This window comes from Fructilactobacillus sp. X8R4C1 (assembly GCF_059900905.1).
Genome location: NZ_JBWXVJ010000001.1, coordinates 507,987 through 533,764 on the forward strand (window position 1 = coordinate 507,987; position 25,778 = coordinate 533,764).

At 39.1% G+C, this 25,778-nt stretch carries 24 protein-coding genes, 4 tRNA genes and 1 riboswitch; of the genes, 26 read left to right on the forward strand and 2 right to left on the reverse strand.

The features are described from left to right. Positions 1-3 precede the first annotated feature (3 nt). From AC6UDA_RS02470 to rpoC, 10 genes are all read left to right on the forward strand, one after another. Positions 4-89 (forward strand) — tRNA-Leu (locus AC6UDA_RS02470). Positions 90-293: 204 nt separating this feature from the next. After that, positions 294-1,688 carry a DUF2252 domain-containing protein gene (locus AC6UDA_RS02475; RefSeq protein ID WP_500693533.1) on the forward strand — a complete coding sequence of 465 codons (1,395 nt, stop codon included), beginning with the start codon at positions 294-296 and terminating at the stop codon, positions 1,686-1,688. 1 nt (position 1,689) lies between these two features. Further along, entirely contained in the window at positions 1,690-3,894 is a 2,205-nt protein-coding gene (ppk1, locus tag AC6UDA_RS02480; protein WP_500710821.1) for a polyphosphate kinase 1, read from the forward strand. A gap of 109 nt (positions 3,895-4,003) precedes the next feature. Further along, a tRNA-Arg gene (locus AC6UDA_RS02485) sits at positions 4,004-4,077 on the forward strand. 5 nt (positions 4,078-4,082) lie between these two features. Next, positions 4,083-4,156, forward strand: a tRNA-Pro gene (locus AC6UDA_RS02490). A 29-nt stretch (positions 4,157-4,185) separates the two neighbouring features. Next, positions 4,186-4,259 (forward strand) — tRNA-Pro (locus AC6UDA_RS02495). Positions 4,260-4,356: 97 nt separating this feature from the next. After that, on the forward strand, positions 4,357-4,830 hold the full coding sequence (locus AC6UDA_RS02500; RefSeq protein ID WP_500693535.1) for a CtsR family transcriptional regulator: 474 nt from the start codon (positions 4,357-4,359) through the stop codon (positions 4,828-4,830). A 47-nt stretch (positions 4,831-4,877) separates the two neighbouring features. Further along, on the forward strand, positions 4,878-7,376 hold the full coding sequence (locus AC6UDA_RS02505) for an ATP-dependent Clp protease ATP-binding subunit (protein ID WP_500710824.1): 2,499 nt from the start codon (positions 4,878-4,880) through the stop codon (positions 7,374-7,376). Between the two features lie 258 nt (positions 7,377-7,634). Next, positions 7,635-11,273, forward strand: a complete 3,639-nt coding sequence (gene rpoB, locus AC6UDA_RS02510) for a DNA-directed RNA polymerase subunit beta (RefSeq protein WP_500695232.1) — start codon at positions 7,635-7,637, stop codon at positions 11,271-11,273. Positions 11,274-11,290: 17 nt separating this feature from the next. Then, positions 11,291-14,941 carry a DNA-directed RNA polymerase subunit beta' gene (rpoC, locus tag AC6UDA_RS02515; RefSeq protein WP_500693538.1) on the forward strand — a complete coding sequence of 1,217 codons (3,651 nt, stop codon included), beginning with the start codon at positions 11,291-11,293 and terminating at the stop codon, positions 14,939-14,941. Between the two features lie 57 nt (positions 14,942-14,998). Here the strand turns inward: rpoC and AC6UDA_RS02520 are convergent, their stop codons facing one another. Further along, positions 14,999-15,574 (reverse strand): xanthine phosphoribosyltransferase, encoded by a 576-nt coding sequence (locus AC6UDA_RS02520; RefSeq protein ID WP_500710826.1) that lies wholly within the window; start codon positions 15,572-15,574, stop codon positions 14,999-15,001. Between the two features lie 37 nt (positions 15,575-15,611). After that, positions 15,612-15,707, reverse strand: a riboswitch (purine riboswitch). Between the two features lie 21 nt (positions 15,708-15,728). Continuing rightward, positions 15,729-16,391 carry a prepilin peptidase gene (locus AC6UDA_RS02525; RefSeq protein WP_500706315.1) on the reverse strand — a complete coding sequence of 221 codons (663 nt, stop codon included), beginning with the start codon at positions 16,389-16,391 and terminating at the stop codon, positions 15,729-15,731. A 183-nt stretch (positions 16,392-16,574) separates the two neighbouring features. Here AC6UDA_RS02525 and rpsL point away from each other — a divergent pair, with 183 nt between their 5' ends. From rpsL to rplX, 16 genes are all read left to right on the forward strand, one after another. Continuing rightward, on the forward strand, positions 16,575-16,988 hold the full coding sequence (rpsL, locus tag AC6UDA_RS02530; protein WP_010022704.1) for a 30S ribosomal protein S12: 414 nt from the start codon (positions 16,575-16,577) through the stop codon (positions 16,986-16,988). 36 nt (positions 16,989-17,024) lie between these two features. Continuing rightward, complete coding sequence (rpsG, locus tag AC6UDA_RS02535) at positions 17,025-17,495, forward strand: 30S ribosomal protein S7 (protein ID WP_500693541.1); 471 nt, start codon at positions 17,025-17,027, stop codon at positions 17,493-17,495. 95 nt (positions 17,496-17,590) lie between these two features. Then, positions 17,591-19,696, forward strand: coding sequence for an elongation factor G (gene fusA, locus AC6UDA_RS02540; RefSeq protein ID WP_500693542.1), 2,106 nt, complete (start codon positions 17,591-17,593; stop codon positions 19,694-19,696). Positions 19,697-19,960: 264 nt separating this feature from the next. After that, a complete protein-coding gene (rpsJ, locus tag AC6UDA_RS02545; RefSeq protein WP_500693543.1) occupies positions 19,961-20,269 on the forward strand; it encodes a 30S ribosomal protein S10 in 309 nt (102 codons plus the stop codon). 27 nt (positions 20,270-20,296) lie between these two features. Then, on the forward strand, positions 20,297-20,932 hold the full coding sequence (gene rplC / locus AC6UDA_RS02550; protein WP_500693544.1) for a 50S ribosomal protein L3: 636 nt from the start codon (positions 20,297-20,299) through the stop codon (positions 20,930-20,932). A 17-nt stretch (positions 20,933-20,949) separates the two neighbouring features. Next, positions 20,950-21,573, forward strand: a complete 624-nt coding sequence (gene rplD, locus AC6UDA_RS02555) for a 50S ribosomal protein L4 (RefSeq protein ID WP_500696533.1) — start codon at positions 20,950-20,952, stop codon at positions 21,571-21,573. Continuing rightward, positions 21,573-21,860 (forward strand): 50S ribosomal protein L23, encoded by a 288-nt coding sequence (gene rplW, locus AC6UDA_RS02560; protein ID WP_500693546.1) that lies wholly within the window; start codon positions 21,573-21,575, stop codon positions 21,858-21,860. Before rplD ends, rplW begins: the two co-directional genes overlap by 1 nt. 23 nt (positions 21,861-21,883) lie before the next feature. Continuing rightward, entirely contained in the window at positions 21,884-22,723 is an 840-nt protein-coding gene (gene rplB / locus AC6UDA_RS02565) for a 50S ribosomal protein L2 (RefSeq protein ID WP_500693547.1), read from the forward strand. A 44-nt stretch (positions 22,724-22,767) separates the two neighbouring features. Next, positions 22,768-23,049, forward strand: a complete 282-nt coding sequence (gene rpsS / locus AC6UDA_RS02570; protein ID WP_010022714.1) for a 30S ribosomal protein S19 — start codon at positions 22,768-22,770, stop codon at positions 23,047-23,049. A 16-nt stretch (positions 23,050-23,065) separates the two neighbouring features. After that, a complete protein-coding gene (gene rplV, locus AC6UDA_RS02575) occupies positions 23,066-23,416 on the forward strand; it encodes a 50S ribosomal protein L22 (RefSeq protein WP_010022715.1) in 351 nt (116 codons plus the stop codon). A gap of 11 nt (positions 23,417-23,427) precedes the next feature. Then, a complete protein-coding gene (rpsC, locus tag AC6UDA_RS02580) occupies positions 23,428-24,093 on the forward strand; it encodes a 30S ribosomal protein S3 (RefSeq protein WP_500693548.1) in 666 nt (221 codons plus the stop codon). A gap of 2 nt (positions 24,094-24,095) precedes the next feature. After that, positions 24,096-24,530 (forward strand): 50S ribosomal protein L16, encoded by a 435-nt coding sequence (gene rplP, locus AC6UDA_RS02585; RefSeq protein WP_500693549.1) that lies wholly within the window; start codon positions 24,096-24,098, stop codon positions 24,528-24,530. After that, positions 24,520-24,714, forward strand: coding sequence for a 50S ribosomal protein L29 (gene rpmC / locus AC6UDA_RS02590; protein WP_010022719.1), 195 nt, complete (start codon positions 24,520-24,522; stop codon positions 24,712-24,714). Before rplP ends, rpmC begins: the two co-directional genes overlap by 11 nt. Before the next feature lie 29 nt (positions 24,715-24,743). Further along, positions 24,744-25,010 (forward strand): 30S ribosomal protein S17, encoded by a 267-nt coding sequence (rpsQ, locus tag AC6UDA_RS02595; RefSeq protein ID WP_039144781.1) that lies wholly within the window; start codon positions 24,744-24,746, stop codon positions 25,008-25,010. Positions 25,011-25,060: 50 nt separating this feature from the next. Continuing rightward, positions 25,061-25,429: a 50S ribosomal protein L14 gene (rplN, locus tag AC6UDA_RS02600; protein WP_039144780.1), complete on the forward strand. Its 369-nt coding sequence runs from the start codon at positions 25,061-25,063 to the stop codon at positions 25,427-25,429. A gap of 31 nt (positions 25,430-25,460) precedes the next feature. Next, positions 25,461-25,769 (forward strand): 50S ribosomal protein L24, encoded by a 309-nt coding sequence (rplX, locus tag AC6UDA_RS02605; protein WP_500693550.1) that lies wholly within the window; start codon positions 25,461-25,463, stop codon positions 25,767-25,769. Positions 25,770-25,778: the final 9 nt, after the last annotated feature.

The window sequence follows — 25,778 nt, forward strand, 5'->3', positions numbered from 1 at the left end:
ACTGCCGGAGTGGCGGAATTGGCAGACGCACAGGACTTAAAATCCTGCGGTCAGTGATGACCGTACCGGTTCGATCCCGGTCCCCGGCATTTAAAATTTAAAACAGTAAGAGAGTCCTATTACTAGGACTCTCTTTTTTATTTAAAATATTGATTCAAGGTAGAAATACGGGTCCGACAGCGCTATCATAGAGTTAAATTGATGTTGTGATGTGGGTAATAAGTTGATTTCCATTTACATGACAAGTTAGAATTACGATAACGGTATGATTGATCAAATAAAGGAGAAGCGATATGAAACTCGAGAAAAAATCGCCTTATGGGCTTAATAACGTAAGTGCTTTACTTAATGACGTTTCAATGAATGATGATCAATTAATTCATGTTGGTGAGAAGATGAGTAATGATGCCAACATGGAAGCCATGCGGAATTTCAAAGCTAGAAAGCGGGACATTAAACCAATTTTGACTGAGCGTGATTCACTGCTACTTAGTGGACTTCTAGGATTAAAACGAGAACGAATGGCCAAAAATCCATTTTCTTTTTATCGCGGAAGCGTTGAGCTGATGAATCATGATTTAGGTACTATTCCCATGAGTGATATCAATCTGTTGATTGCAGGTGACGCTCACCTTGGCAACTTTGGTTTTTATGGTTCTCCAGAGCATCAACTTTTGTTCGATTTAAATGATTTTGACGAATCTCACGTAGGTCACTTTGAAGATGACTTATTACGTTTTCTGGTAAGTGCTTTACTTGTTGCTAAGCAACAAGGATTTGACATCACAAATGAAGTTAATCCGTTTTTAAGGGATGTCTTGGAGGCTTATCGTAGTGCCTTGGTCAGGATGACGGAGATTCCAGCCATGGATAAACTGACATTGCCTAATTCCATCAGAAATATTTCTAAGATTTTTGGTACATTAAAAGACGGTGAGAAGCATTTTAAAAAATCGTTTCAAAAAATTACCGCTAAGAGTATTAACAAGGCCCTTAGAAGTACTTCTGACTACGCTGTGGAAAAGTATACAACCGTTCTTAAAAACGGGGAACGGCGCTTTATTGATAATGAACCGGTTACGGTTCACATTGGGAAAAAAGATTATCAAAAAATTAGTGATGGACTCGATCGTTACTACAATCATACTAAAAGTGATATCCGTTTCTTTCTCTCTAACTTCCAGATCGTTGATATTGTAAGACACAGTGTGGGAGTGGGAAGTGTTGGCACCCTTTGCTTTTTAGTTTTACTAGAGGACGCTAACAATAATTACTTGGTTTTGCAGATTAAGCAAGCCCTTCCAATTTATAAAAACAATGTTATTGGTATGAACAAAAATGATTCATTGGGTGAAAATATTGTTGATTGTCAGCTGATTCTTCAAACTGCCTCGGACCCATTTTTAGGGTGGTTTAATACTAGTAATAAGAGTTATTACGTTCGTCAGTTTAAGGACATGAAAGGTTCCGTAAATCTTAATAAGTTGGATTTAGACGCTTTTAAGGATTACGTGTTAGTTTGTGTGATTTTACTTGCACGAGCACACAGTCAATCACCAACGTTTCCGATGATTATCGGGTACCTAAAAAATAGCGACAAGGTCAAAAAGTCATTCATTGAGTTCGCCAATGAATACATGAAACAAGTTGAGATTGATTATGATACGTTTATTAAGGATTTGAAATAACATGAAGAGAAATGAAGAGTATGTTGACTCGTGCTATAACCGGGATTTGAGTTGGACTTTATTTAATCGAAGAGTGATTAATCTAGCCACTGAATCGTTCACTCCGTTTTTGGAAAAGCTGAAGTTTTTAGCAATTGGGTCAAATAATTTAGATGAATTTTATAGTGTAAGAGTTCCAAGCGTTCAAGGGCAAATGGAGCTCAGTGATAATGGGATTGAAAGAAAGTCTGGACTTCACTATAGTCAGATCCTGGATCAGATTCATGATCGTAATGATGAAAATTTTAAGATCCAATACAATGATTACGATAAATTAAATCAAGAATTAAAGGAGAGAAATGTTTGTTCGATTGAGTCTTATGCAGACCTTAATGACAAACAAAAGGATCAAGTCAATCAATACTTTATTAAGAAGATTCAACCATCACTTTCCTTTAAAGAGTTTGATGAAAATTATGATTTAAAGTTTCTTTCTAACAAGCAAATTGCGATTGGAGTCTTAGTCAAAGGTGATGATAAAAAAGCCATTCGGATTATTCCCATTCCTTCTAAGTTTGACCGCTTGCTTTCGGTTAAATCGAACGGGATTGATACGTATATCTTACTTGAAGATTTGATTAATCATAACCTCAAGCGTCTCTTTAATGGAAAAGAAATTACTGGAACGGTCGTCTTTAGAGTGACGAGAGACCTTGATGCCACCTTAGATGTTGAAAAAGAGGATAATAATTTTGAAACAATTTCTCGGATGCGTCAGTATCTTGTTGACCGGGAAAAAGGAAAGGTAACCCGATTTGAAGTTGAGGAATTTGATGGTAATACTGACGATGATTTCTTAAATGATTTTATTGACAAGTTTAAGATTGAAAAGAATGCTATTTTTAAGATTCCTGGTCCGGTTGATTTAACTTATCTATTTGAGATCGTCAGTAAGTATTCACCTGATTATCCAGAATATTGTTACGCAAAATTTAATCCTCGAACTTGGCCGACTTCCGCCTCAATCCTTTCGTACTTGGATCAAAAGGATCTCCTTATCCAATATCCATATGATTCGTTTAGTCAGTTTTTGCAGTTCTTAAAAGAAGCGGTCGAAAATCCTAAAACAGTTGCGATTAAACAAACCCTGTATCGGGTTTCAAAACACTCTGAAGTGGTTGATTTACTAGCAAAAGCCGCTCAAAAGGGAATTAAAACCACCGTTGTGGTTGAATTAAGAGCTCGTTTTGATGAAAAGAACAACTTGAAAGTAACTGAAAAACTGAAGAATGCTGGTGTTCATGTTATTTTTGGAAAAAAAGACATGAAAGTTCATAGTAAAACTTGTTTGGTGTTAACAAAAGAGGGCAATCACCCCGAGGGCTATATCCAGGTTGGAACGGGAAACTACAACATGCAAACCGCGAAGGGATTTGTTGATCTAAGTTTCTTTACCAGTAAGGACGATTATGTTCAAGACCTATCAAAATTTTTCGATTACTTGCAAGCTCCAGATGCCGCTCAACCCAGTTATCAAGTTTTATCAGCTTCTCCCCATCAAATTCAAGATCAAGTGATTGATGGGATCCAGGAAGTTAAAGAAAGTTATTTAAGAACCGGCAAAGGAGCAGTCTTTTTAAAGATTAACTCGTTGACTGATGTAGAAGTGATTTCAGCCATTTATGATGCGGCCAGAGTGGGTGTACCATTTAGGCTCGTTGTTAGAGGAGCTTGCTGTCTTAAACTTGGAATTTGCGGGAAAAAAGAAAAAATCGTGGTTTCAAGCATTGTTGGTGAGTTTTTGGAACATAGTCGAATTTATGGATTCTTCACTCAGGATGATTCTAAATTGTGGATATCTTCTGCTGATTTAATGACAAGAAACATGGATAACCGTGTCGAGCTAGCGGCGCCAATTCTCGATCCAAAACTAAAACAACAGCTTTTAAACATCATCGACATTTACGCTCAAGATGATGTGGATGGGAGCTTTTTAAAGCCTGATGGGGAGTACTTTAAATTCAAGCATCCCAAAGGGAAGTCCGCACAACAGACCTTCTTAAAGATTATCGATGATCCCAAATTAAATAATAAAAAGCACGTTTCTAAACGTCATGACATTCGGATTAACGTTAAAAACGATTCCAAATTAAAAAACGAGTGGTTTTATGTTTCGATTCTAGTCGTTACGATTATCGTAGTAGTGGGCGTGCTATTGTGGTGGTGAAAATAACCAGATGTTTCTGGTTATTTTTTTATTTTTCTTTTCCAAAATCGGATACTTCTGGTATAATAATATATGTTCGCTGATGAATGTGAACGTTTAATGCTTATATGCACCTATAGCGCAATTGGATAGAGTGTCTGACTACGAATCAGAAGGTTGTAGGTTCGACTCCTACTAGGTGCATTCATCGGGAAGTAGCTCAGCTTGGTAGAGCACCTGGTTTGGGACCAGGGGGTCGCAGGTTCGAATCCTGTCTTCCCGATTTTTATATACTTTTTAATATTTAAGCATCGGGAAATAGCTCAGCTTGGTAGAGCGCCACGTTCGGGACGTGGAGGTCGCAAGTTCGAATCTTGTTTTCCCGATTTTTTTATTACCTTGGTTTCCAAGAGTATTTACTTGGAATTTACAAATCTTCTTTGTATAATAATAGTCAACATTAGTCAGAGATGAGATGAGTTTATGGCAAGCCGTAATATATCGGACATTATTGAAGATTATTTGAAGGATATGCTAGGTGATAATGATCAAGAACGAGTCGAAATTCGTCGATCAGACATTGCCAATCATTTTGACGTGGTGCCCTCGCAAATTAACTATGTAATTAAAACACGTTTTACGTTGCGTAATGGTTATTTAGTTGAGAGCAAACGTGGTGGTGGTGGTTACATCAGGATTGAAAAAATCAACTTAATGGATAATTCGGATGTCCTAGACAGTTTGATTGATTCAATTGGTGATGAAATTTCCGAAAAGGATGAAGAATCAATTTTAACCACCTTATATGCTAATGGAGTCATTACCGAGAAAGAGGAGAACATGATTGCTGCTATTTTAAAGAAAGAGGCAATTAGACTGCCTGATCAAGCAATGGAATATCAGGTTAGAGCGAGTGTTTTAGAGGCTTTACTTTACCGGCTTAAATATGAGTGTTAGTTTGATTATGGATTATGATTTAAAGAGAAATGAAGGGAGATTTGCATATGCATAATTTATTTACCCCTAGTGCAAAAAACGTTTTGGTAATTGCCCAAGAACAAGCTAAGAGTTTCCAGCATCAAGCTGTCGGAACCGAACACATGTTACTGGCACTTACCATTGAGAAGAATGGGATTGCTTATCAAACTCTCCAACAACTTGCCGTCAGCGAGGCGGACGTTAGAGAAGAAATTGAGCAGTTGGCTGGATACGGTAATTTAAAGGTCGATGGAAACACGTATCTGCCGTATTCTCCAAAGATGAAAGAAATTTTAGCTTTAGCTGGAAAGATTGCCAAGCAGTATGGATCAACTAAAGTGGGTACTGAGCACATTTTGCTAGCTTTAACTAGTGATGATGCGATGCTCTCTTCAAGAATTTTGACTAACTTGGGAGTTAGCCCAGAACAAGTCCGAAAAGTAACGATCCGAAAGATGGGGGTTGCAGATACTAATATGGCTTCTGAAAATAATTCGAATGGTGAGTCAGAACAAAGTGAAACTCCAACTTTAGATTCACTGGCACGTGATTTGACTAAAGCTGCTCGAGATAATCAGCTCGATCCAGTGGTTGGACGCACCGCTGAAGTTCGTCGTGTCATCCAGGTTTTAAGCCGAAGAACTAAAAATAATCCAGTTTTAATTGGTGAACCTGGTGTTGGTAAGACTGCCATTGCTGAAGGTTTAGCGGAAAAAATTGTGAATAAATCTGTTCCTGCGGATATGCAAAATAAGCGGGTAATGGAATTAGACATGGGATCACTGGTTGCTGGCACTAAGTATCGTGGCCAATTTGAAGATCGTTTAAAGAAGGTCTTAAAGGAAGTCGAAGATAGTGGCAATGTCATTCTCTTTATTGATGAGTTGCATACCTTGATTGGTGCTGGTGGAACTGAGGGATCAGTTGATGCTTCAAATATTTTAAAGCCATCTCTTGCTCGTGGTCAGGTTCAAGTTATTGGTGCTACTACCTTAGATGAATATCAGAAGTACATTGAATCTGATGAAGCATTAGAACGTCGTTTTGCAACGGTTGAAGTTGAAGAACCAAGTAAGGATGAATCACGTAAGATTCTTAAGGGATTACGTCCCAAATACGAAGAACACCATCACGTTCAAATCACCGATGATGCCATTAATGCAGCCGTTGATTTATCTAGTCGTTACATTAGTGATCGTTACCTTCCTGACAAAGCAATTGACTTGATGGATGAAGGTGCAGCTAAAGTTAGACTGGATTCAACTGGAAAAGATGACAAGTTAGCAAGCGCTGAATCAAAACTTAGTTCCGTTAAAAATGATAAGGACAAAGCCATTGAGGAACAGCGCTTTGAAGATGCGGTTTCAATTCGTAAGCAAGAACAAAAGTTACAAAAAGAGATTGCTGATTTAACCCAAAAACAGCGTATTAAAGAAAATGACGCTAACAAGACCCATAATTATCAATTAAAAGAAAATGCTGAAGATATTGCTCAAATTGTTTCTGAATGGACCGGGATTCCCGTTACTCATTTGAAACAGTCTGACAAGAAGCGTTTGGTAAACTTGGAAAAGATTTTACACGAACGAGTTGTGGGACAAGATGAAGCTGTTTCGGCAGTTGCAAGAGCAATTCGTCGGGCACGAAGTGGACTTAAAGATCCAAACCGTCCCATTGGGTCATTCATGTTTCTTGGGCCAACCGGAGTTGGTAAAACTGAACTTGCCAAGGATTTGGCAAAAGCAATGTTTGGTTCTGAAGATGACATGATCAGAGTTGACATGAGTGAATTCATGGAAAAATATTCGACTAGTCGAATGGTTGGGTCTGCCCCTGGTTACGTTGGCTATGATGAGGGTGGTCAACTTACCGAAAAAGTTCGAAAGCATCCCTACTCAGTTGTTCTACTTGATGAGGTTGAAAAGGCTCATCCTGACGTCTTTAACTTGCTACTTCAGGTTCTAGATGATGGGTACTTAACCGATGCCAAGGGCCGAAAGGTAGACTTTCGAAACACGGTTATCATTATGACTTCCAACATTGGTGCCACCGAGCTTCAATACAAGAACACCGTTGGATTTGTCGCTGAAAAATCGGGTAATGATGATAATTACGATGCTATGAAGGCCACGATTCAAGAACAGTTGAAGAAATTCTTTAAACCAGAATTCTTGAACCGAATTGATGATACGGTGATCTTCCATTCCTTGACTAAGTCAGAATTACACCGGATCGTTAAGTTAATGTCTCAAGAACTGATTGATCGTGCCAATGGATTAGGTTACAAAGTTAGAATGACTCCAGCTGCCATTGATTTAGTTGCTGAAGTTGGCTACAATCCAACCTATGGTGCTCGACCAATTCGAAGAGCTTTGCAGGATAAAGTTGAAGATCCATTGAGTGAAGACTTGCTAGCGGGCAAGTTCAAACCCGGTGATCAGATTACGATCGGTGCGCATAAAAACAAGATTACGATCAATAGACGTGAAGTTAAGAATCCCAAAGAAGAAATTCTAAGTAAATAACGTTAAAACTCTCAGTAAATTTTTACTGAGAGTTTTTGTGCATATTAATTGACTTTTACTTTGATTCTTTGTATTATGTGTAGAGTATGCAACTGGGAATTGAAATGAGTCGTTGCGATCTATTGTCCGTGATGGCGTTTATAAGAACCAAAAGTAAGATTTAGATCTTATTTTTGGATTTTTTTTGCTCAAAAACCAGCAATATGGCTTTTTGTAACAAAAACGTAACATTTCTTTTTCGTGGAATTTTAGGGAGAGGTGAATAACTTGGCAGGACACATTGTAAAGTATGGAAAACACAGGACCCGTAGAAGTTATTCCAGAATTAAGAAGGTATTGGATCTTCCAAATTTGATTGAGATTCAAACAAATTCTTATAACTGGTTCTTAGACGAAGGTTTGCGTCAAATGTTTAAAGATATTATGCCAATTGAGGATTTTCAAGGAAAGCTTTCACTAGATTTCGTTGATTATAAACTATTGGAACCTAAGTACACGGTTGATGAAGCACGTGCTCATGAGGCAAATTATTCAGCCCCATTACACGTTACTCTCAAGTTAACCAACCATGAAACCGGTGAGATTAAGACTCAAGATGTTTTCTTTGGTGACTTTCCACTTATGACTGACCAAGGAACTTTCATCATTAACGGTGCAGAGCGTGTTATCGTTTCTCAATTAGTGCGATCACCAGGTGTTTATTACCATAAAGATCTCGACAAAAATGGTCGTGAAATTTACAGTTCAACTGTGATCCCCAACCGTGGTGCTTGGATGGAATTTGAAACTGATGCGAAGAATATTTCATACGTTCGAATTGATCGTACTAGAAAGATTCCTTTGACTGAATTAGTTCGTGCCCTTGGTTTTGGCTCAGATGATGAAATTACTGAGATTTTTGGAAATACTAATGATAGTCTCTCACTTACCCTTGAAAAAGACGTTCATAAGGATGCCGATGATTCTCGTGTTGAGGAATCATTAAAGGATATTTACGAACGCTTGCGTCCTGGTGAACCAAAGACAGCTGAGTCAGCAAGAAACTTGTTAACCCAAAGATTCTTTGATCCAAAACGTTACGACATGGCACCGGTTGGTCGTTACAAAACAAACCAAAAATTGAGCATGAAGACTCGTTTAATGGGATTAGCTTTGGCCGAAACCCTAGCTGACCCAGATACTGGTGAAATCATCGCTAACAAAGGTGATGTGATTGACAAAGAATTGATGGAAAAGTTGAAGCCGTACTTGGCTAACAAAGATTTTAAGGCTTACACCTTTAATCCTTCCGATCAAGCTGTCGTAACTGATCCAGTTACTGTTCAAGTAATTAAAGTATATTCAAATACAGATCCAGACAAAGTCGTTCCTGTAATTGGTAATGACAATATTGATCTGGACTATAAACACATTACCCCAGCGGACATCTTGGCTGAAATCAATTACTTCTTGGATCTTCAAGAGGGAATTGGATCTGTTGATGATATTGACCACTTGGGGAACCGTCGTGTTCGATCAGTTGGTGAATTACTTCAAAACCAATTCCGAATTGGTCTTTCACGGATGGAACGAGTTGTTAGAGAAAGAATGTCCATTCAGGATGCTTCAACGGTAACGCCGCAACAACTAATTAATATTAGACCAGTGGTGGCCTCTGTTAAAGAATTCTTTGGTTCATCACAGCTTTCACAATTCATGGATCAAACGAACCCGTTAGGTGAATTGACCCATAAACGTCGATTATCTGCTTTAGGACCTGGCGGTATTACTAGAGACCGTGCTGGATATGAAGTTCGTGATGTTAACTACACTCACTATGGTCGAATTTGTCCAATTGAAACTCCCGAAGGTCCTAACATTGGATTGATTAACTCACTTTCAAGTTATGCTCGGGTTAACAAGTATGGATTTATCGAAACCCCATACCGTCGTGTTGATTGGACTACTCATAAGGTTACCGACAAGATTGATTACCTAACTGCTAATGATGAAGATAAATACGTGATTGCACAGGCGAACTCTCCATTAAATGAAGACGCAACCTTTCAAGACGATCAAGTTATGGCACGTGATAAGTCCCAATACGTTGAAACTAATTCAAAGAACGTTGACTACATGGACGTTTCACCAAAGCAAGTTGTTGCGGTGGCAACGGCATGTATTCCGTTCCTAGAAAATGATGACTCAAACCGGGCCCTAATGGGTGCTAACATGCAGCGTCAGGCTGTTCCTTTGATCAGACCACACGCACCACTTGTTGGAACTGGGATGGAATATCAAGCTGCTCATGATTCTGGAGTTGCTAAGATTGCTAAGTATCCTGGAACCGTTGAATATGTTGATGCAAGAGAAATTCGGGTAAGACGTGATAATGGCACTTTAGATACGTACAAATTGATGAAGTTTATGCGTTCTAACGGTGGTAAAAACTATAACCAAACTCCAATTGTAAAAATTGGAGATCATGTTGATGCTGATGAAATTATCGCTGATGGCCCAGCAATGGAAAATGGTGAATTGGCCTTAGGTCAAAACCCAACCGTTGCCTTTATGACATGGCAGGGTTATAACTTTGAAGATGCCATTGCCATTTCCGAACGACTAGTTAAAGATGATGCTTACACTTCAATTCATATTGAAGAGTATGAGTCAGAAACTAGAGATACCAAACTGGGACCTGAAGAAATGACTAGAGAAATTCCTAACGTTGGTGAAGATGCACTAAAGGATCTTGACGAAGATGGAATTATTAGAGTCGGTGCCGAAGTTCATGACAACGATATTTTGGTTGGTAAGGTAACCCCTAAGGGTGTTACTGAATTATCTTCTGAAGAGCGACTACTTCACGCTATCTTTGGTGAAAAGGCTCGAGAAGTTCGTGACACGTCACTTCGAGTACCTCATGGTGCCGGTGGAATTGTTCAAGACGTTAAAGTCTTTACTAGGGAAAACGGCGATGAATTAAAGCCCGGTGTAAACAAGATGGTTCGAGTTTACATTGCCCAGAAACGTAAACTTCAAGTTGGAGATAAGATGGCTGGAAAACATGGTAATAAAGGTACTGTTTCCGTCATTATTCCTGAAGAAGACATGCCATATATGCCAGATGGTACCCCAATCGACATCTTATTGAGCCCCATGGGTGTTCCATCACGGATGAACATTGGACAGGTGCTTGAATTGCATCTTGGAATGGCTGCTAAGAAGCTTGGAATTCACGTTGCCACCCCAGTCTTTGATGGTGCTCGTAGTGAAGATATTACCGACGCTTTAAAGGAAGCTGGTATGCCAGCTGATGGTAAGACGGTTCTGTATGATGGTAGAACCGGTGAACCATTTGACAAACGAATTGCTGTTGGAGTTATGGGTTACTTGAAACTTAACCATATGGCTGAAGACAAGATTCATGCAAGAGCCATTGGACCTTACTCACTAGTTACGCAACAACCACTTGGTGGTAAAGCTCAGTTTGGTGGACAGCGTTTTGGTGAAATGGAAGTTTGGGCTCTTGAAGCTTATGGTGCCGCACACACCCTCCAAGAAATCTTGACTTACAAGTCAGATGATGTTGTCGGACGGGTTAAGACCTACGAAGCAATTGTCAAAGGTGATCCAATTCCTAAACCAGGTGTTCCTGAGTCATTCCGAGTATTAGTTAAAGAATTACAAGCATTGGGACTGGACATGAAGGTTCTCGATGCCGAAAACAAACAAATTGATTTGCGTGACATGGACGATGACGAAGACGTTGTTAACGTGAACGCATTGAGTAAGTTTGCTCAAAAACAAGATGATAAAAATGAGAAGGATAAAGAAAAGAAAGATGAAAATGAGAAACAAACTCCAACTTCATCTGATGCCGACTCAAAAAATGATACAAATGACGACAATAAATAATAAAGGAGGGTACGCCAATGGTTGATGTTAATAAATTCAAAAGTATGCAAATTGGTTTAGCTTCACCTGAGACCATTCGTAGTTGGTCATATGGAGAAGTTAAAAAACCAGAAACGATTAACTATCGAACTTTAAAGCCTGAAAAGGATGGATTGTTTGATGAAAGAATTTTTGGTCCAACTAAGGACTGGAAATGTGCCTGTGGAAAATATAAGGGTGTCAGATATAAGGGCATCGTTTGTGATCGCTGTGGTGTTGAAGTCACTCGTTCAAAAGTTAGACGTGAACGAATGGGACACATCGAATTAGCAGCTCCTGTAACCCACATTTGGTATTTCAAGGGAATCCCTAGTCGAATGGGACTAGTTCTTGACATGAGTCCACGGGCTCTTGAAGAAATCATCTACTTTGCTTCATACGTTGTTACCGATCCAGGTAACACACCAATGGAGAAGAAGCAGTTGCTTTCAGAACAAGAATACCGTGACAAAAAGCGTGAATACGGCAATCGTTTCCACGCTGAAATTGGTGCGGAAGCTATCAGAACTTTATTAAACGACGTTGACATCGATAAAGAAGTCAAAGAGTTAAAAGATACGCTTAAGAAAGCAACGGGACAAAAGCGAACTCGTGCCGTTCGTCGTCTAGATATTCTTGAGGCCTTTGCTACTTCTGGCAATCAGTTGTCATGGATGGTAATGGATGCAATTCCAGTTATGCCGCCTGACTTGCGACCAATGGTTCAACTTGAAGGTGGTCGTTTTGCTACTTCTGATTTAAATGATTTATATCGTCGGGTTATTAACCGAAATAACCGATTAAAACGATTGTTAGACCTGAACGCTCCTGGCATTATTGTTCAAAACGAAAAGAGAATGCTCCAGGAAGCTGTCGACGCTTTGATTGATAATGGTCGTCGTGGTCGTCCTGTTGCAGGACCTGGTAACCGTCCCCTTAAATCACTTTCTCACCTATTAAAGGGTAAACAAGGTCGATTCAGACAGAACTTGTTAGGTAAGCGTGTTGATTATTCTGGTCGTTCAGTTATTGACGTTGGTCCTAATTTAAAACTAAGTCAGATGGGTCTTCCAGTATCAATGGCATTGGAATTATTTAAACCCTTCATTATGCATGCGCTAGTTAAACGTGGTCTAGCTTCTAACATTAAAAACGCTAAACGTCAGATCGAACGTCAAGACGACGCTGTCTTTGAAGTTCTCCCTGATGTCATTAAGGAACATCCAGTTCTTTTGAACCGTGCTCCTACTTTGCATCGACTTGGAATTCAGGCTTTTGAACCAGTTTTGGTTAGTGGGAAATCAATGCGTTTGCATCCATTAGTTTGTGCTGCGTATAATGCTGACTTTGATGGTGACCAAATGGCCATTCACGTTCCACTATCTGATGAGGCTCAAGCTGAATCAAGATTATTGATGGCTGCTGCTGGACACATTTTGGCTCCTAAAGATGGTAAACCAGTTGTTACTCCTTCACAGGATATGGTTATTGGTAACTACTATTTAACCCTTGAAGAAGCAGGGGCTGAAGGTGAAGGAATGGTATTCAACGATCCTGATGAAGTTGAATTAGCTTACCGTGATGGAAAGGTTCATTGGCATACCAGAATTGGTATTCCAGCGAGCGCCTTCCCAGACAAACCGTTTACTGACGATCAAAAAGATAAGATTTTAGTAACGACGGTTGGAAAGGTTATTTTCAATGGGATTCTTCCAAAGAAATTTACCTATTTGAACGAACCAACTTCAACTAACTTGCACGGATACGTTCCTGACAAGTATTTCTTGAAGCCTGGTGAAGACATTCATGAACACTTGAAGAACGCTGAATTGGTTAAACCGTTTAAGAAGGGCTTTTTAAGTGACATCATTGCTGAAGTTTACAGTCAATACCAAGTTACTGAAACTTCAGAACTTCTTGATCGAATCAAAGATTTAGGTAATGATAAATCAACTAAGTCTGGTTTGACGGTTGGTATTTCTGACATTACTGATTTAAAGGAAAAGCCAGAAATTGTTGCTAACGCCCATAAGAAAGTTGATACCATCACTAAACAATTCCGTCGTGGTTTAATTACTAACCAAGAACGTTATGAACGAGTTGTTAGTGTTTGGAATGATGCCAAAGACGAAATTCAAAACAAATTAATGAAAAACTTCGATCCCCAGAACCCAATCTTTATGATGAGTGACTCTGGTGCTCGTGGTAACATTTCGAACTTTACTCAGTTAGCTGGGATGCGTGGTTTGATGGCTTCACCTAATGGTGAAATCATGGAACTTCCAATTACCTCTAACTTTAAAGAAGGACTTTCAGTCTTGGAAATGTTCATTTCAACCCACGGTGCTCGTAAGGGTATGACCGATACGGCACTTAAGACTGCTAACTCTGGTTACTTGACTCGTCGACTTGTTGATGTTGCCCAAGATGTCATTGTTAGAGAAGAAGACTGTGGAACTGACCGTGGTCTTGTTGTTCGTGCCATTACCGAAGGGGACGAAATGATCGAACCATTGTATGACCGAATCCTTGGTCGTAACGCAATGAAGACCGTTAAGAACCCTAAGACTGGTAAAGTGATTGTTAAAAAGAATGAAATGATCGATGAAGACGTTGCTCAAGAAATTGTGGACGCTGGAATTGATTCAGTTGAAATTCGTTCCGCCTTCACATGTAATACTGCTCATGGTGTTTGTGAGAAGTGTTATGGTCGAAACCTTGCTACTGGTGACGAAGTTGAGGTTGGTGAAGCTGTTGGTACCATTGCGGCCCAATCAATTGGTGAACCAGGTACTCAGTTAACTCTTCGTACTTTCCATACCGGTGGTGTTGCAAGTAGTTCAGATATTACCCAAGGACTTCCTCGTGTTCAGGAAATTATGGAAGCACGTAATCCTAAAGGTAAGGCAATCATCAGTGAAGTTACTGGTACGGTTGAATTAATTGAAGAAGATCCTGCTGAAGGTATCAAGGAAGTTACCATTAAAGGGAAGTCCGATACTCGTAAATATAAGGTTCCAATTAAGGCCCGAATGAAGGTTTCAGAAGGCGATCAGGTTCGTCGTGGTGATGCTTTGAACGAAGGTTCAATTGATCCTAAGGAATTGCTTAAAGTTCGAGATGTTTTGTCAACTGAAACTTACTTGTTAACTGCGGTTCAAGAAGTTTATAGAAGACAGGGTGTTGAAGTTAACGATAAGCATGCCGAGATCATGGTAAGACAGATGTTGCGTAAGGTTCGTGTTATGGACCCAGGTGACACTGACATCCTCCCTGGTACTTTGATGGATATTGATGATTTCAAGGATCGTAATAAGGATGCTGTGATTAGTGGTAAAACACCTGCAACGGCCCGTCCGGTATTACTTGGAATTACTAAGGCTGCACTTGAGACTAACAGTTTCTTGTCTGCTGCATCATTCCAGGAAACCACTCGTGTTCTTACTGATGCCGCAATTCGTGGTAAAGTTGATCCATTAGTTGGTTTGAAGGAAAATGTTATCATTGGTAAGTTATTACCTGCTGGTACTGGTGTTGGGAAATATGAAAACATTGAACCAGAAGAAGAGGGTAAGACTGATACCAAGGGTGTTACTTCATTAAGTGATGTCGAAAAAGAAATGCAACAAAAAGATTCAAGTAAAAACTAGTTATTAAACTAAAAAGGGAGTTCATCATTGATGAACTCCCTTTTTGATACATATTAATCAATCTTTTTTAAAACTTACTTCATTATTATCAAGGGATGAAATACGAGCAAGCGATTCTAAGTGAATGCCATGATCCTTGATCCACTTAGCGCCCGGTTGAAATGATTTTTCAATTACAATGCCGACTCCAACTAGATTGGCTTGAGCTGCTTCAACGATCTTAATCATCCCTTTAGTGGCTTCGCCATTTGCTAAGAAATCATCAATGATTAAGACGTTATCGTCAGGTGAAAGGAATTTTTTCTCAATAAAAATGCGGTTAGTTTTTTGTTTGGTGTATGAATATACGTCAGCCGAATAGGCTGCATCGTTTAAAGTTGATGGCTTTTTCTTTCGCGCAAAAACGACGGGAACACCCAATACTAAGCCAGTCATAACGGCTGGAGCAATTCCCGATGATTCAACCGTGATGACTTTAGTAATATTATCGTTTGAGAAGCGTTTGAAGAATTCTTTGCCAACTTCGTACATCAAATTAGGATCAATTTGATGATTTAAAAACGAGTTGACCTTTAAAATATTTCCAGGAAGGACTTGGCCTTTATTTTTGATTGCTTCTTCTAATTCTTTCATGATTACTCTCCCATTTAAAAAGACCCTAATATAGAAGTTTAGGGTCTTTTTTCCTAATAGTTTGGAATTATGGTTCCAAGTAGAGACTGTCGACCCATTACGACTATATATTAGAGCTTCACTTATTACGTTAATCATAATTTAATTTCTAACTTTAAGCAAACCAAATTAATATAATTAGAGTGGCAATGTAAATGAATGGAATAAAAGCAATCGCACGTTTTTTAAATAAGATGGCATAAATGATCGCTATGATTGACCCGGTTAAAACGACTAGATTGGTAACCGTAATTCCGTATGCAATTAAAAGGATTAAGAAGAGATCCAAATCCCCGTTGCCAATGAAATGGAAGTAATGATTTATTATTATCAATATTAAATATCCAATAATATAAATTCCAGTTGTCTTTGTTAGAGGATTAGAAATTATAAGAGCTATCATTACTGCAATCAGTGAATATGCCGTAGGGAAATGGTAGGTTAATAAATCAAAAGTTGCCATAACCTGCATGAGTAAAAGTAGCGATAAATTTTCGAGGTTATCTAAACAAACAGGTGGAAATATAGTAAAAGCGGTGGCTCCGGTTACTTCAAAATACAGTAAATAAAGTGGTAATCGAGTTGAACATGTCCGACACCTTCCGAATTGAATCATGTAACTCACGATCGGGATGAGTTCGTACCACTTTAGAAACTTGCCACAGTTACTACATTTAGAATGACCGAAGATAAAGTTTTCGTGCGTAATGGTTCGATCAACCATAACGTTTATAAAAGATCCAACGATGCTCCCTACAATAAACCAATAAATTTTCATTAACAAAACCTCCACTAAAAAGTACGGAAATTAATTGAAGTCTTATTGACACGTCTTTTTCTACGTGGTATTCTACTTATTGTGCTTATAAACAACTAAGCGATTTTTTTAACTTCAAAAAAGAACCGCCTGGATGTGTGGACTTAAAAAATATATTATATTAGGAAAGGGAGGACTTTTTAGATGCCTACAATTAACCAATTGGTTCGTAAAGGTCGTAAATCTAGAACTTCTAAATCAAAATCCCCAGCTTTAGGCTTCGGATATAACAGTTACAAAAAGAAAAACACACAGAACCCTGCACCTCAGAAACGTGGAGTTGCAACCCGTGTTGGTACTATGACTCCTAAAAAGCCTAACTCTGCTTTACGTAAGTATGCTCGTGTTAGACTTTCTAACTTGATTGAAGTTACTGCATACATTCCCGGAATTGGACATAACTTGCAAGAACATAGTGTTGTTTTAATTCGTGGTGGACGTGTTAAGGATTTGCCTGGTGTTAGATATCATGTTGTTCGTGGTGCATTAGATACTGCGGGTGTAAGTGATCGTCGCCAAGGTCGTTCTAAATACGGTACTAAGAAACCTAAGGAATAGACAATTAATTAAGTTATTATTGAGGAGGACTTTTACATGCCTAGAAAAGGAAAAGTGCAAAAGAGAGAAATCCTTCCTGATCCAATCTACAACTCAAAGTTGGTTTCTAAATTAATTAACCATTTGATGTTAGATGGTAAAAGAGGGACTGCATCAGAAATTTTATATGGTGCATTTGACATGATCAAAGAACAGACTGGTAACGATCCAGTTGATGTGTTTGAAGAAGCAATGAAGAATGTTATGCCAGTTCTTGAAGTTAAGGCCCGTCGTGTTGGTGGATCTAACTACCAAGTTCCAATCGAAGTTCGTCCTGATCGAAGAACTACTTTAGGCTTACGTTGGATTGTTAACTATGCAAGACTTCGTGGTGAACATACTATGACTGAACGTCTTGCAAAAGAAATCATCGATGCTTCAAACAACACCGGTGCAGCAGTTAAGAAGCGTGAGGATACTCACAAAATGGCCGAAGCTAACCGTGCCTTTGCGCATTATCGTTGGTAATCAGCTTTTAGTTTTTAACTGTAAGTGGGTGGCTAAAGCGATTTAGCCACTTTTTTAAAATAATGAAATTGTGAATGATTGAGAGGAGTTAAATAATGGCTAACAAGCGAGAATTTCCGTTAGACAAAACTCGTAATATTGGTATTGTTGCCCATATTGATGCCGGTAAAACTACTACTACTGAACGTATCTTGTACTATACCGGTCGTATCCACAAAATTGGTGAAACCCATGAAGGGGATTCACAAATGGACTGGATGGAAGAAGAAAAGGAACGTGGAATTACTATTACCTCAGCTGCTACCACTGCTGAATGGAAGGGTTACCGTGTTAACATCATTGATACCCCAGGACACGTTGATTTTACTGCCGAAGTTGAGCGTTCGTTGCGTGTACTAGACGGTGGTATTGTTGTTTTGGATGGTCAAGCCGGTGTTGAACCACAGACTGAAACCGTATGGCGTCAGTCATCAGACTTTGCTGTTCCACGGATTGTATTCATTAACAAGATGGATAAAGTTGGTGCTGACTTCGATATGTCAGTTAAAAGTCTGCACGACCGTTTAGGTGCTAATGCTCAGGCCGTTCAAATGCCAATTGGTGCTGAAGCTGACTTTGCTGGTGTAATTGATTTAATTACCATGCAAGCCTATGTTTATGATGAAGATAAGGAAGGTTCAGAATGGGATGTTGATGAGATTCCAGCTGACATGCAAGAGGAAGCTCAAAAGCGTCATGATGCTTTGATTGAAGCCGTTGCAGACGTTGATGACGCCGTAATGGAGAAATTCCTTGATGGTAAAGAAATTTCACAAGAAGATCTTAAAGCTGGAATTCGTCGTGCCACTTTAAATCTTGATTTCTACCCAGTCTTTGCTGGTTCAGCTTTCAAGAACAAGGGTGTTCAGATGTTGATGGATGGAGTGGTTGACTACTTACCATCACCACTTGATGTTCGTCCTTACACTGCTACTGACCCAGATGATGACGACAAACAAGTTGACATCCGTGCTAACGATAAGGAACCATTTGCTTCATTAGCATTTAAGATTGCTACCGATCCATACGTTGGTCGTTTAACTTATATCCGTGTCTATCGTGGTACCTTAAAGGCTGGTTCATACGTTTTGAATGCTACGAATGGCAAACGTGAACGTGTTGGTCGTTTACTACAAATGCACTCCAATAATCGTCAAGAAATCCCAGAAGTATTCTCAGGTGATATTGCAGCTGCAATTGGTTTGAAGAATACCACTACTGGTGATTCTTTAACCGATCCAGACCATCCATTACGTCTTGAATCAATGGAATTCCCAGAACCAGTTATCCAAGTTGCCGTTGAACCTAAGACTAAGGCTGATCAGGATAAGATGAATGATGCTTTGCAAAAGTTATCTGAAGAAGATCCAACTTTTAGAGCTGAAACTAATCCAGAAACTGGCCAAACTTTGATTGCCGGAATGGGTGAACTTCAGTTAAACATTTTGATTGAACGGATGAGACGTGAATTTAATGTTGAAGCTAACATTGGTGCTCCCCAAGTTGCCTACCGTGAAGCATTTACTAAACCAGTTAAGGCCGAAGGTAAGTTTATTCGTCAGTCTGGTGGTAAAGGTCAATATGGTGATGTTTGGATTGAATTTACACCAAATGACGAAGGAAAAGGATTCGAATTTGAAGACGCCATCGTTGGTGGAGTTGTTCCAAGAGAATTCATTCCTTCAGTTGAACAAGGTCTAAAAGAAGCCATGGAAAATGGTGTATTAGCCGGATATCCATTGATTGATTTGAAAGCTAAATTATATGATGGTAGTTATCATGAAGTCGATTCAAGTGAAGCTGCCTTTAAGATCGCTGCTTCCATTGCTTTGAGGGAAGCTGCTAAGAAGGCTGATCCAGTTATTCTTGAACCAATCATGAAAGTTGATATTCGTGTTCCAGAAGAATACATGGGTGACGTCATGGGACAAGTTACCGCACGACGTGGAAACGTTGAAGGTATGGAAGCTCAAGACAAGGCACAAAACATTCATGCAATGGTTCCACTATCAGAAATGTTTGGTTATGCTACCGATTTACGTTCTGCTTCTCAGGGACGTGGAACATTTGTTATGAGTTTTGATCATTACAGTGCTGTTCCTAAGAGCATCCAAGAAGACATCATTAAGAAAAATGGTGGAAATAGTAAAGAAGAAAAGTAATTTTTTGTAAAAGTTCTAGAAATTGAAAAAGTTTCTGGAACTTTTTTTATACTTAATGTGATGAGAAGCCTTGAAAAATAAGAGAATATCGGGTATGATAGTTAAGTACTCGGTTTTGGGGGGGATAGACTGTCCAAAATTAGTACAACATTTAGCTTTGATGTGGGAGGTTGCGACACACCCGGCCGCTTTGCCATGCGAGGATGTGCCGGTAATTTCCACGGAGCTAGTCTTATTTTGAAAATAGACGAAGGAGGGAAAAACATGGCAAAAGAGAAGATTCGTATTCGTTTGAAAGCTTATGAACACCGTATTTTAGATCAAGCTGCTGACAAGATTGTGGCAACCGCACAACGTACTGGTGCTACTATTTCTGGTCCAATTCCATTACCAACGGACAGAACTCTATATACCGTATTGGCATCACCATTTAAGTACAGTAAAGCTCAAGAACAATTTGAAATGTTAACTCACAAGCGTTTGATTGATATTTTGAATCCAACACCTAAAACTGTTGATTCATTAATGAAGTTAGACTTGCCAAGTGGTGTTGACATCGAGATCAAACTATAATAATTACAGAATATCGGAGGTGTACTCATGGCTAAAAAAGGAATCTTAGGTAAAAAAGTCGGAATGACTCAAGTTTTTACTGATAACGGAGAACTCGTTCCAGTTACTGTTGTTGATGTAACTCCTAATGTTGTCTTACAGGTTAAGAACAGCAAATCAGATGGTTACGATGCAATTCAACTTGGATTCGATGACAAGCGTCCAGTATTAAGCAACAAACCTGAACAAGGTCATGTTAAAAAAGCAAAAACTACTCCTAAGCGCTTCATTCGTGAAATCAGAGATGTTGACTTGGGAGATTACAAAGTTGGAGACGAAGTTAAAGCTGACGTATTTCAACCAGGTGACGTCGTTGACGTAACGGGTACTACTAAAGGTCATGGTTACCAAGGTAACATCCACAAAAATGGACAACGTCGTGGACCTGAAACCCACGGATCAAGATATCACCGTCGTCCCGGTTCATTAGGTGTCATTATTAACCGAGTTGTTAAAGGAATGAAATTACCAGGACGAATGGGTAACAATCGCGTTACCATTCAAGACCTTGAAATCGTTAATGCTGACGTTGATAACAACGTACTATTAATCAAGGGTAACGTTCCTGGTGCAAACAAATCATTAGTAACAGTTAAAACATCTGTTATTGAATCAAGAAAATAAGAAAGGAGGAACCGTAGATGGCAAGCGTAACATTATACAAACAAGATGGTAGTAAACAAGGAACAGTTGATTTAAACGATGCTGTTTTTGCCGTTGAACCAAATGAAAACGTTGTTTATGACACTGTCGTAATGCAAAGAGCATCACAACGCCAAGGTACTAATGGTGTTAAATCTAGAGGTAAAGTACGTGGTGGTGGTAAGAAACCATGGCGTCAAAAGGGTACTGGTCGTGCTCGTCAAGGTTCTATCCGTGCCCCACAATGGGTTGGCGGTGGAGTTGTCTTCGGACCAACTACTCGTTCATATGCATATCACCTTCCAAAGAAGGTTACTAGATTAGCTGTTAAGTCAGTTCTTTCTGAAAAAGTTGCCAATGGTGATTTAGTGGTAGTAGATTCGTTAGACTACAAGGCTCCAAAAACTAAAGACTTATCAGATCTTTTGAAGAAACTTGATGCTGCAACTAAGACATTAGTAGTTTTGGAAGATAACAATGAAAATGCTGCACGTTCTGCAAGAAACATCGAAAATGTGCAAGTTATTAATGCTAAAGGTGTTAACACACTTGATGTATTAAACAACAATAAGGTTGTTATTACAAAGGCTGCTCTTTCTCAAGTAGAGGAGGTGCTCGCATAATGGAAGCACGAGATATCATTTTACGTCCGGTAGTTACTGAAGCTTCAACTGATGTAATGGACGACAAAAAATATACTTTTGATGTTGATGTACGAGCAACTAAGACTCAAGTTAAAAATGCTGTTGAAGAGATTTTTAACGTTAAAGTTGTTAAAGTTAATATTATGAATGTAAAAGGTAAGAAAAAGCGACAAGGTCAATATGTTGGACGTACTAAGAAACGTCGTAAGGCTATTGTTACTTTGTCCAACGATTCTGACGAAATTAAAATTTTCTCAGAAGAATAATCTTTGAATAGGAGGGAAATAACGTGGCTCTAAAAAAGTACAAACCAACTACTAATGGCCGTCGTAATATGACTAGTATTGACTATAGTGAAATTACTACTAACGTGCCAGAAAAAAGTTTAGTTGAGTCAAATGCTCACAGCGGTGGTCGTAATAGTCAAGGTAAGATGACTGTTAGACATCGTGGTGGCGGAAACAAGCATCGATACCGTCTTATCGATTTCAAACGTGATCATGATGGTGTTCCTGCAACCGTTAAAACCATCGAATATGATCCAAATAGAACTGCAAATATTGCTTTAATCGTTTATGAAGACGGAATTAAATCATACATCATTGCACCTAAAGGATTAAAAGTCGGAGACGTTGTTGAATCTGGTAAGGATGCTGATATTAAGGCTGGTAACACCCTTCAATTAGCTGATATTCCTGTCGGTTCAACCATCTTTAACATTGAATTGAAACCTGGCAAAGGTGGACAACTTGTTCGTTCTGCTGGAGCTTCAGCACAGTTACTTGGTAACGAAGGAAAGTATGCATTAGTTAAATTACCATCTGGTGAAGTTAGAATGGTACTTTCAGTTTGCCGAGCTACTATTGGTAGTGTTGGTAATGATGAACATGGATTAGTTGTATGGGGTAAAGCTGGTAGAACTCGTTACCGTGGTCAAAGACCTCACGTACGTGGATCTGTTATGAACCCTAACGATCACCCACATGGTGGTGGTGAAGGTAAGGCTCCAGTTGGTTACCCAAGTCCATTGTCTCCATGGCATAAGAAGACAACTGGTAAGAAGACTAGATCAAAGAAAGCACGTTCAAACAAGTTTATTGTTAGACACCGTAAAGGTTCAAAGATGTAGTCTGAATTATTTATTTATTGAGTAATCGCAGAGGAGGTTTCATAATGAGTCGAAGTTTAAAAAAGGGACCTTTTGCCGATCAATCATTATTAAAAAAGATCGATGCACAAAAAGATCAAGATAAAAAATCGGTAATTAAAACATGGTCACGTCGTTCAACCATTTTCCCAAGTTTTATTGGATACACCATTGCTGTTTACAATGGTAGAAAACATGTCCCAGTTTATATTCAAGAAGACATGGTGGGCCACAAGCTCGGAGAATTCGTACCTACGCGTACTTTCCATGGACATGGAAATGGCGACGCAGATAAAAAAACAGTTTAAGCAAGGAGGATAACCAATGGCTGAACAACAAGTTACATCAGCAAAAGCTACTGCAAAGACTGTTCGTATCGCCGCTCGTAAGGTTCGCCTTGTTGTAGATCTTATTAGAGGTAAAAGCGTATCAGAAGCTACTGCAATTTTGAAATTCACCCCTAGAGGTGCTTCACCAGTTGTAGAAAAGGTTTTGATGTCAGCTGTAGCAAATGCAGAAAATAATTTTGATTTAGATCGTCAAGATCTAGTTGTTAGTGAAGCATATGTTAACGAAGGACCAACTTTAAAACGTTTCCGTCCCCGTGCTAAGGGTTCTGCTTCACCAATCAACAAAAGAACTAGTCACATTACAATTGTAGTGTCAGAAAAGTAGGAGGGATAAACGTGGGTCAAAAAATTAATCCAAATGGTTTACGAATTGGCGTTAACCGTGGTTGGCAAGCTAAATGGTATGCTAACGACGATAAATTCGCTTCATACTTAAACGAAGATTTAAAAATTCGTAACTATCTAGCAAAGAGACTCGCTGATGCTTCTGTATCAAGTGTTGACATTGAGCGTGCTGCAAAACGTGTTAATGTTTCTATCCATACTGCCAAGCCAGGAATGGTTATCGGTAAAGGTGGAGCAGAAGTTGAAAGTCTTCGTAAAGAATTAAACAAATTGACGGGACGTCGGGTTCATGTCAATATTGTTGAAGTTAAAAAACCTGATTTAGAAGCTGATCTTGTTGGTGAAAACGTTGCAAGTCAGCTTGAAGGTCGGGTAGCATTCCGTCGTGCAATGCGTCAGGCAATGCAAAGAGTTATGCGTTCTGGAGCTAAGGGTGTTAAAGTTCAATCTTCAGGTCGTTTAAATGGTGCTGATATGACACGAATTGAAAGATATTCAGATGGAAGTGTTCCACTTCATACACTTAGAGCTGATATTGACTATTCATGGAATGAAGCAGATACTACTTACGGTAAAATCGGTGTTAAGACTTGGATCAACCGTGGTGAAGTTTTGCCCGATAAACCGGAGGAAAAAACTGAAAAAGGAGGGAAATAAGCATGCTAGTACCTAAACGTGTTAAGTTCAGAAGACAGCACAGAGGTAAGTTGCGTGGTCACTCAAAGGGTGGAAACACTGTTACTTTTGGTGATTATGGTTTGCAAGCACTTGATTCACATTGGATCAGTAACCGACAAATCGAAGCTTGCCGTGTTGCCATGACTCGTTATATGAAACGTGGTGGAAAAGTTTGGATCAAAATTTTCCCTCAAAAATCATATACTGAAAAAGGTATCGGTGTTCGAATGGGTAAAGGTAAAGGTACCCCAGCTGGTTGGGTTTCAACCGTCAAGCGCGGAAAGGTTCTTTTCGAAGTTGGTGGTGTTTCCAAAGAAACTGCTGAAGAAGCTTTACGTTTAGCTTCAATGAAGTTGCCTGTTAGAACCCGAGTTATTAAACGTGAGGAAGTAGGTGGCGAATCAAATGAAGGCTAAAGAAATTAATGAATTAACCACTGATGAAATGCGGGCTAAGGAACAAGATTACAAGAAGGAATTGTTTAATCTTCGTTTTCAATTAGCCACTGGTCAATTGGAAAATACTGCTAGATTGAAGACTGTCAGAAAGACAATCGCTAGAATCAAGACAGCACTTAGACAACAAGAACTGAAGAAATAGAATACGATAGAAAGGAAGGTTAATACTTTATGAGCGAAGAACGTAACGAACGTAAAAGTTACAGAGGTCGTGTGGTTTCAGATAAGATGGACAAAACCATTACTGTTGTCGTTGAAACTTACAAGACTCATCCAACTTACGGGAAACGTATTAAATATTCTAAGAAATATAAAGTTCAAGATGAAAATAACGAAGCAAAAGTTAACGATATTGTTGACATCATGGAAACTCGTCCATTGTCTAAGACTAAGCGCTTCCGTCTAGTAGACGTTGTTGAAAAGGCAGTTATTATCTAGCTTTTTTATCTATCGTATTCTGATTTTAAGTTGAAGGGAGGACACTAACCATGATCCAACAAGAGAGTCGTTTAAAGGTTGCTGACAACTCTGGAGCACGTGAACTTTTGACTATCAAAGTTTTAGGTGGTTCAAGAGTTAGATATGCAGGTATCGGTGATGTGATTGTTGCTACTGTTAAACAAGCAACACCAGGTGGCGTTGTCAAAAAAGGAGACGTCGTTAAAGCCGTTGTAGTCAGAACTAAGTCTGCTGCACATAGAACTGACGGTTCATATATTCGTTTCGACGAAAATGCCGCTGTTTTGATTAACGATGATAAGAGTCCTAAAGGTACCCGTATTTTCGGTCCGGTAGCTCGTGAATTACGTAGTAATAATTTTATGAAGATCGTTTCATTAGCGCCTGAAGTACTTTAATACTATTGGAAAACAAGGAGGTGCCAGGATTATGTTCTTGAAAACTGGTGACAAAGTTCGTGTTATTAGTGGTAAAGACAAGGGTAAAGACGGCAAAGTCGTTAAAACCATTGCTGCTAAGAACCGTGTAGTTGTTGAAGGAATCAACAAGATCAAGAAACATCAAAAAGCTTCACAAGACAATCCCCAAGGTGGAATTGCTGACGTTGATGCTCCAATTGATGCTTCAAATGTAATGTTAATTGATCCATCTACTAACGAACCTACAAAAGTAAGCTTCGTGGTTAAAGATGGTAAAAAAGTTCGTATTTCAAAAAAATCACAAAAACCAATCGATTAGATTGGAACT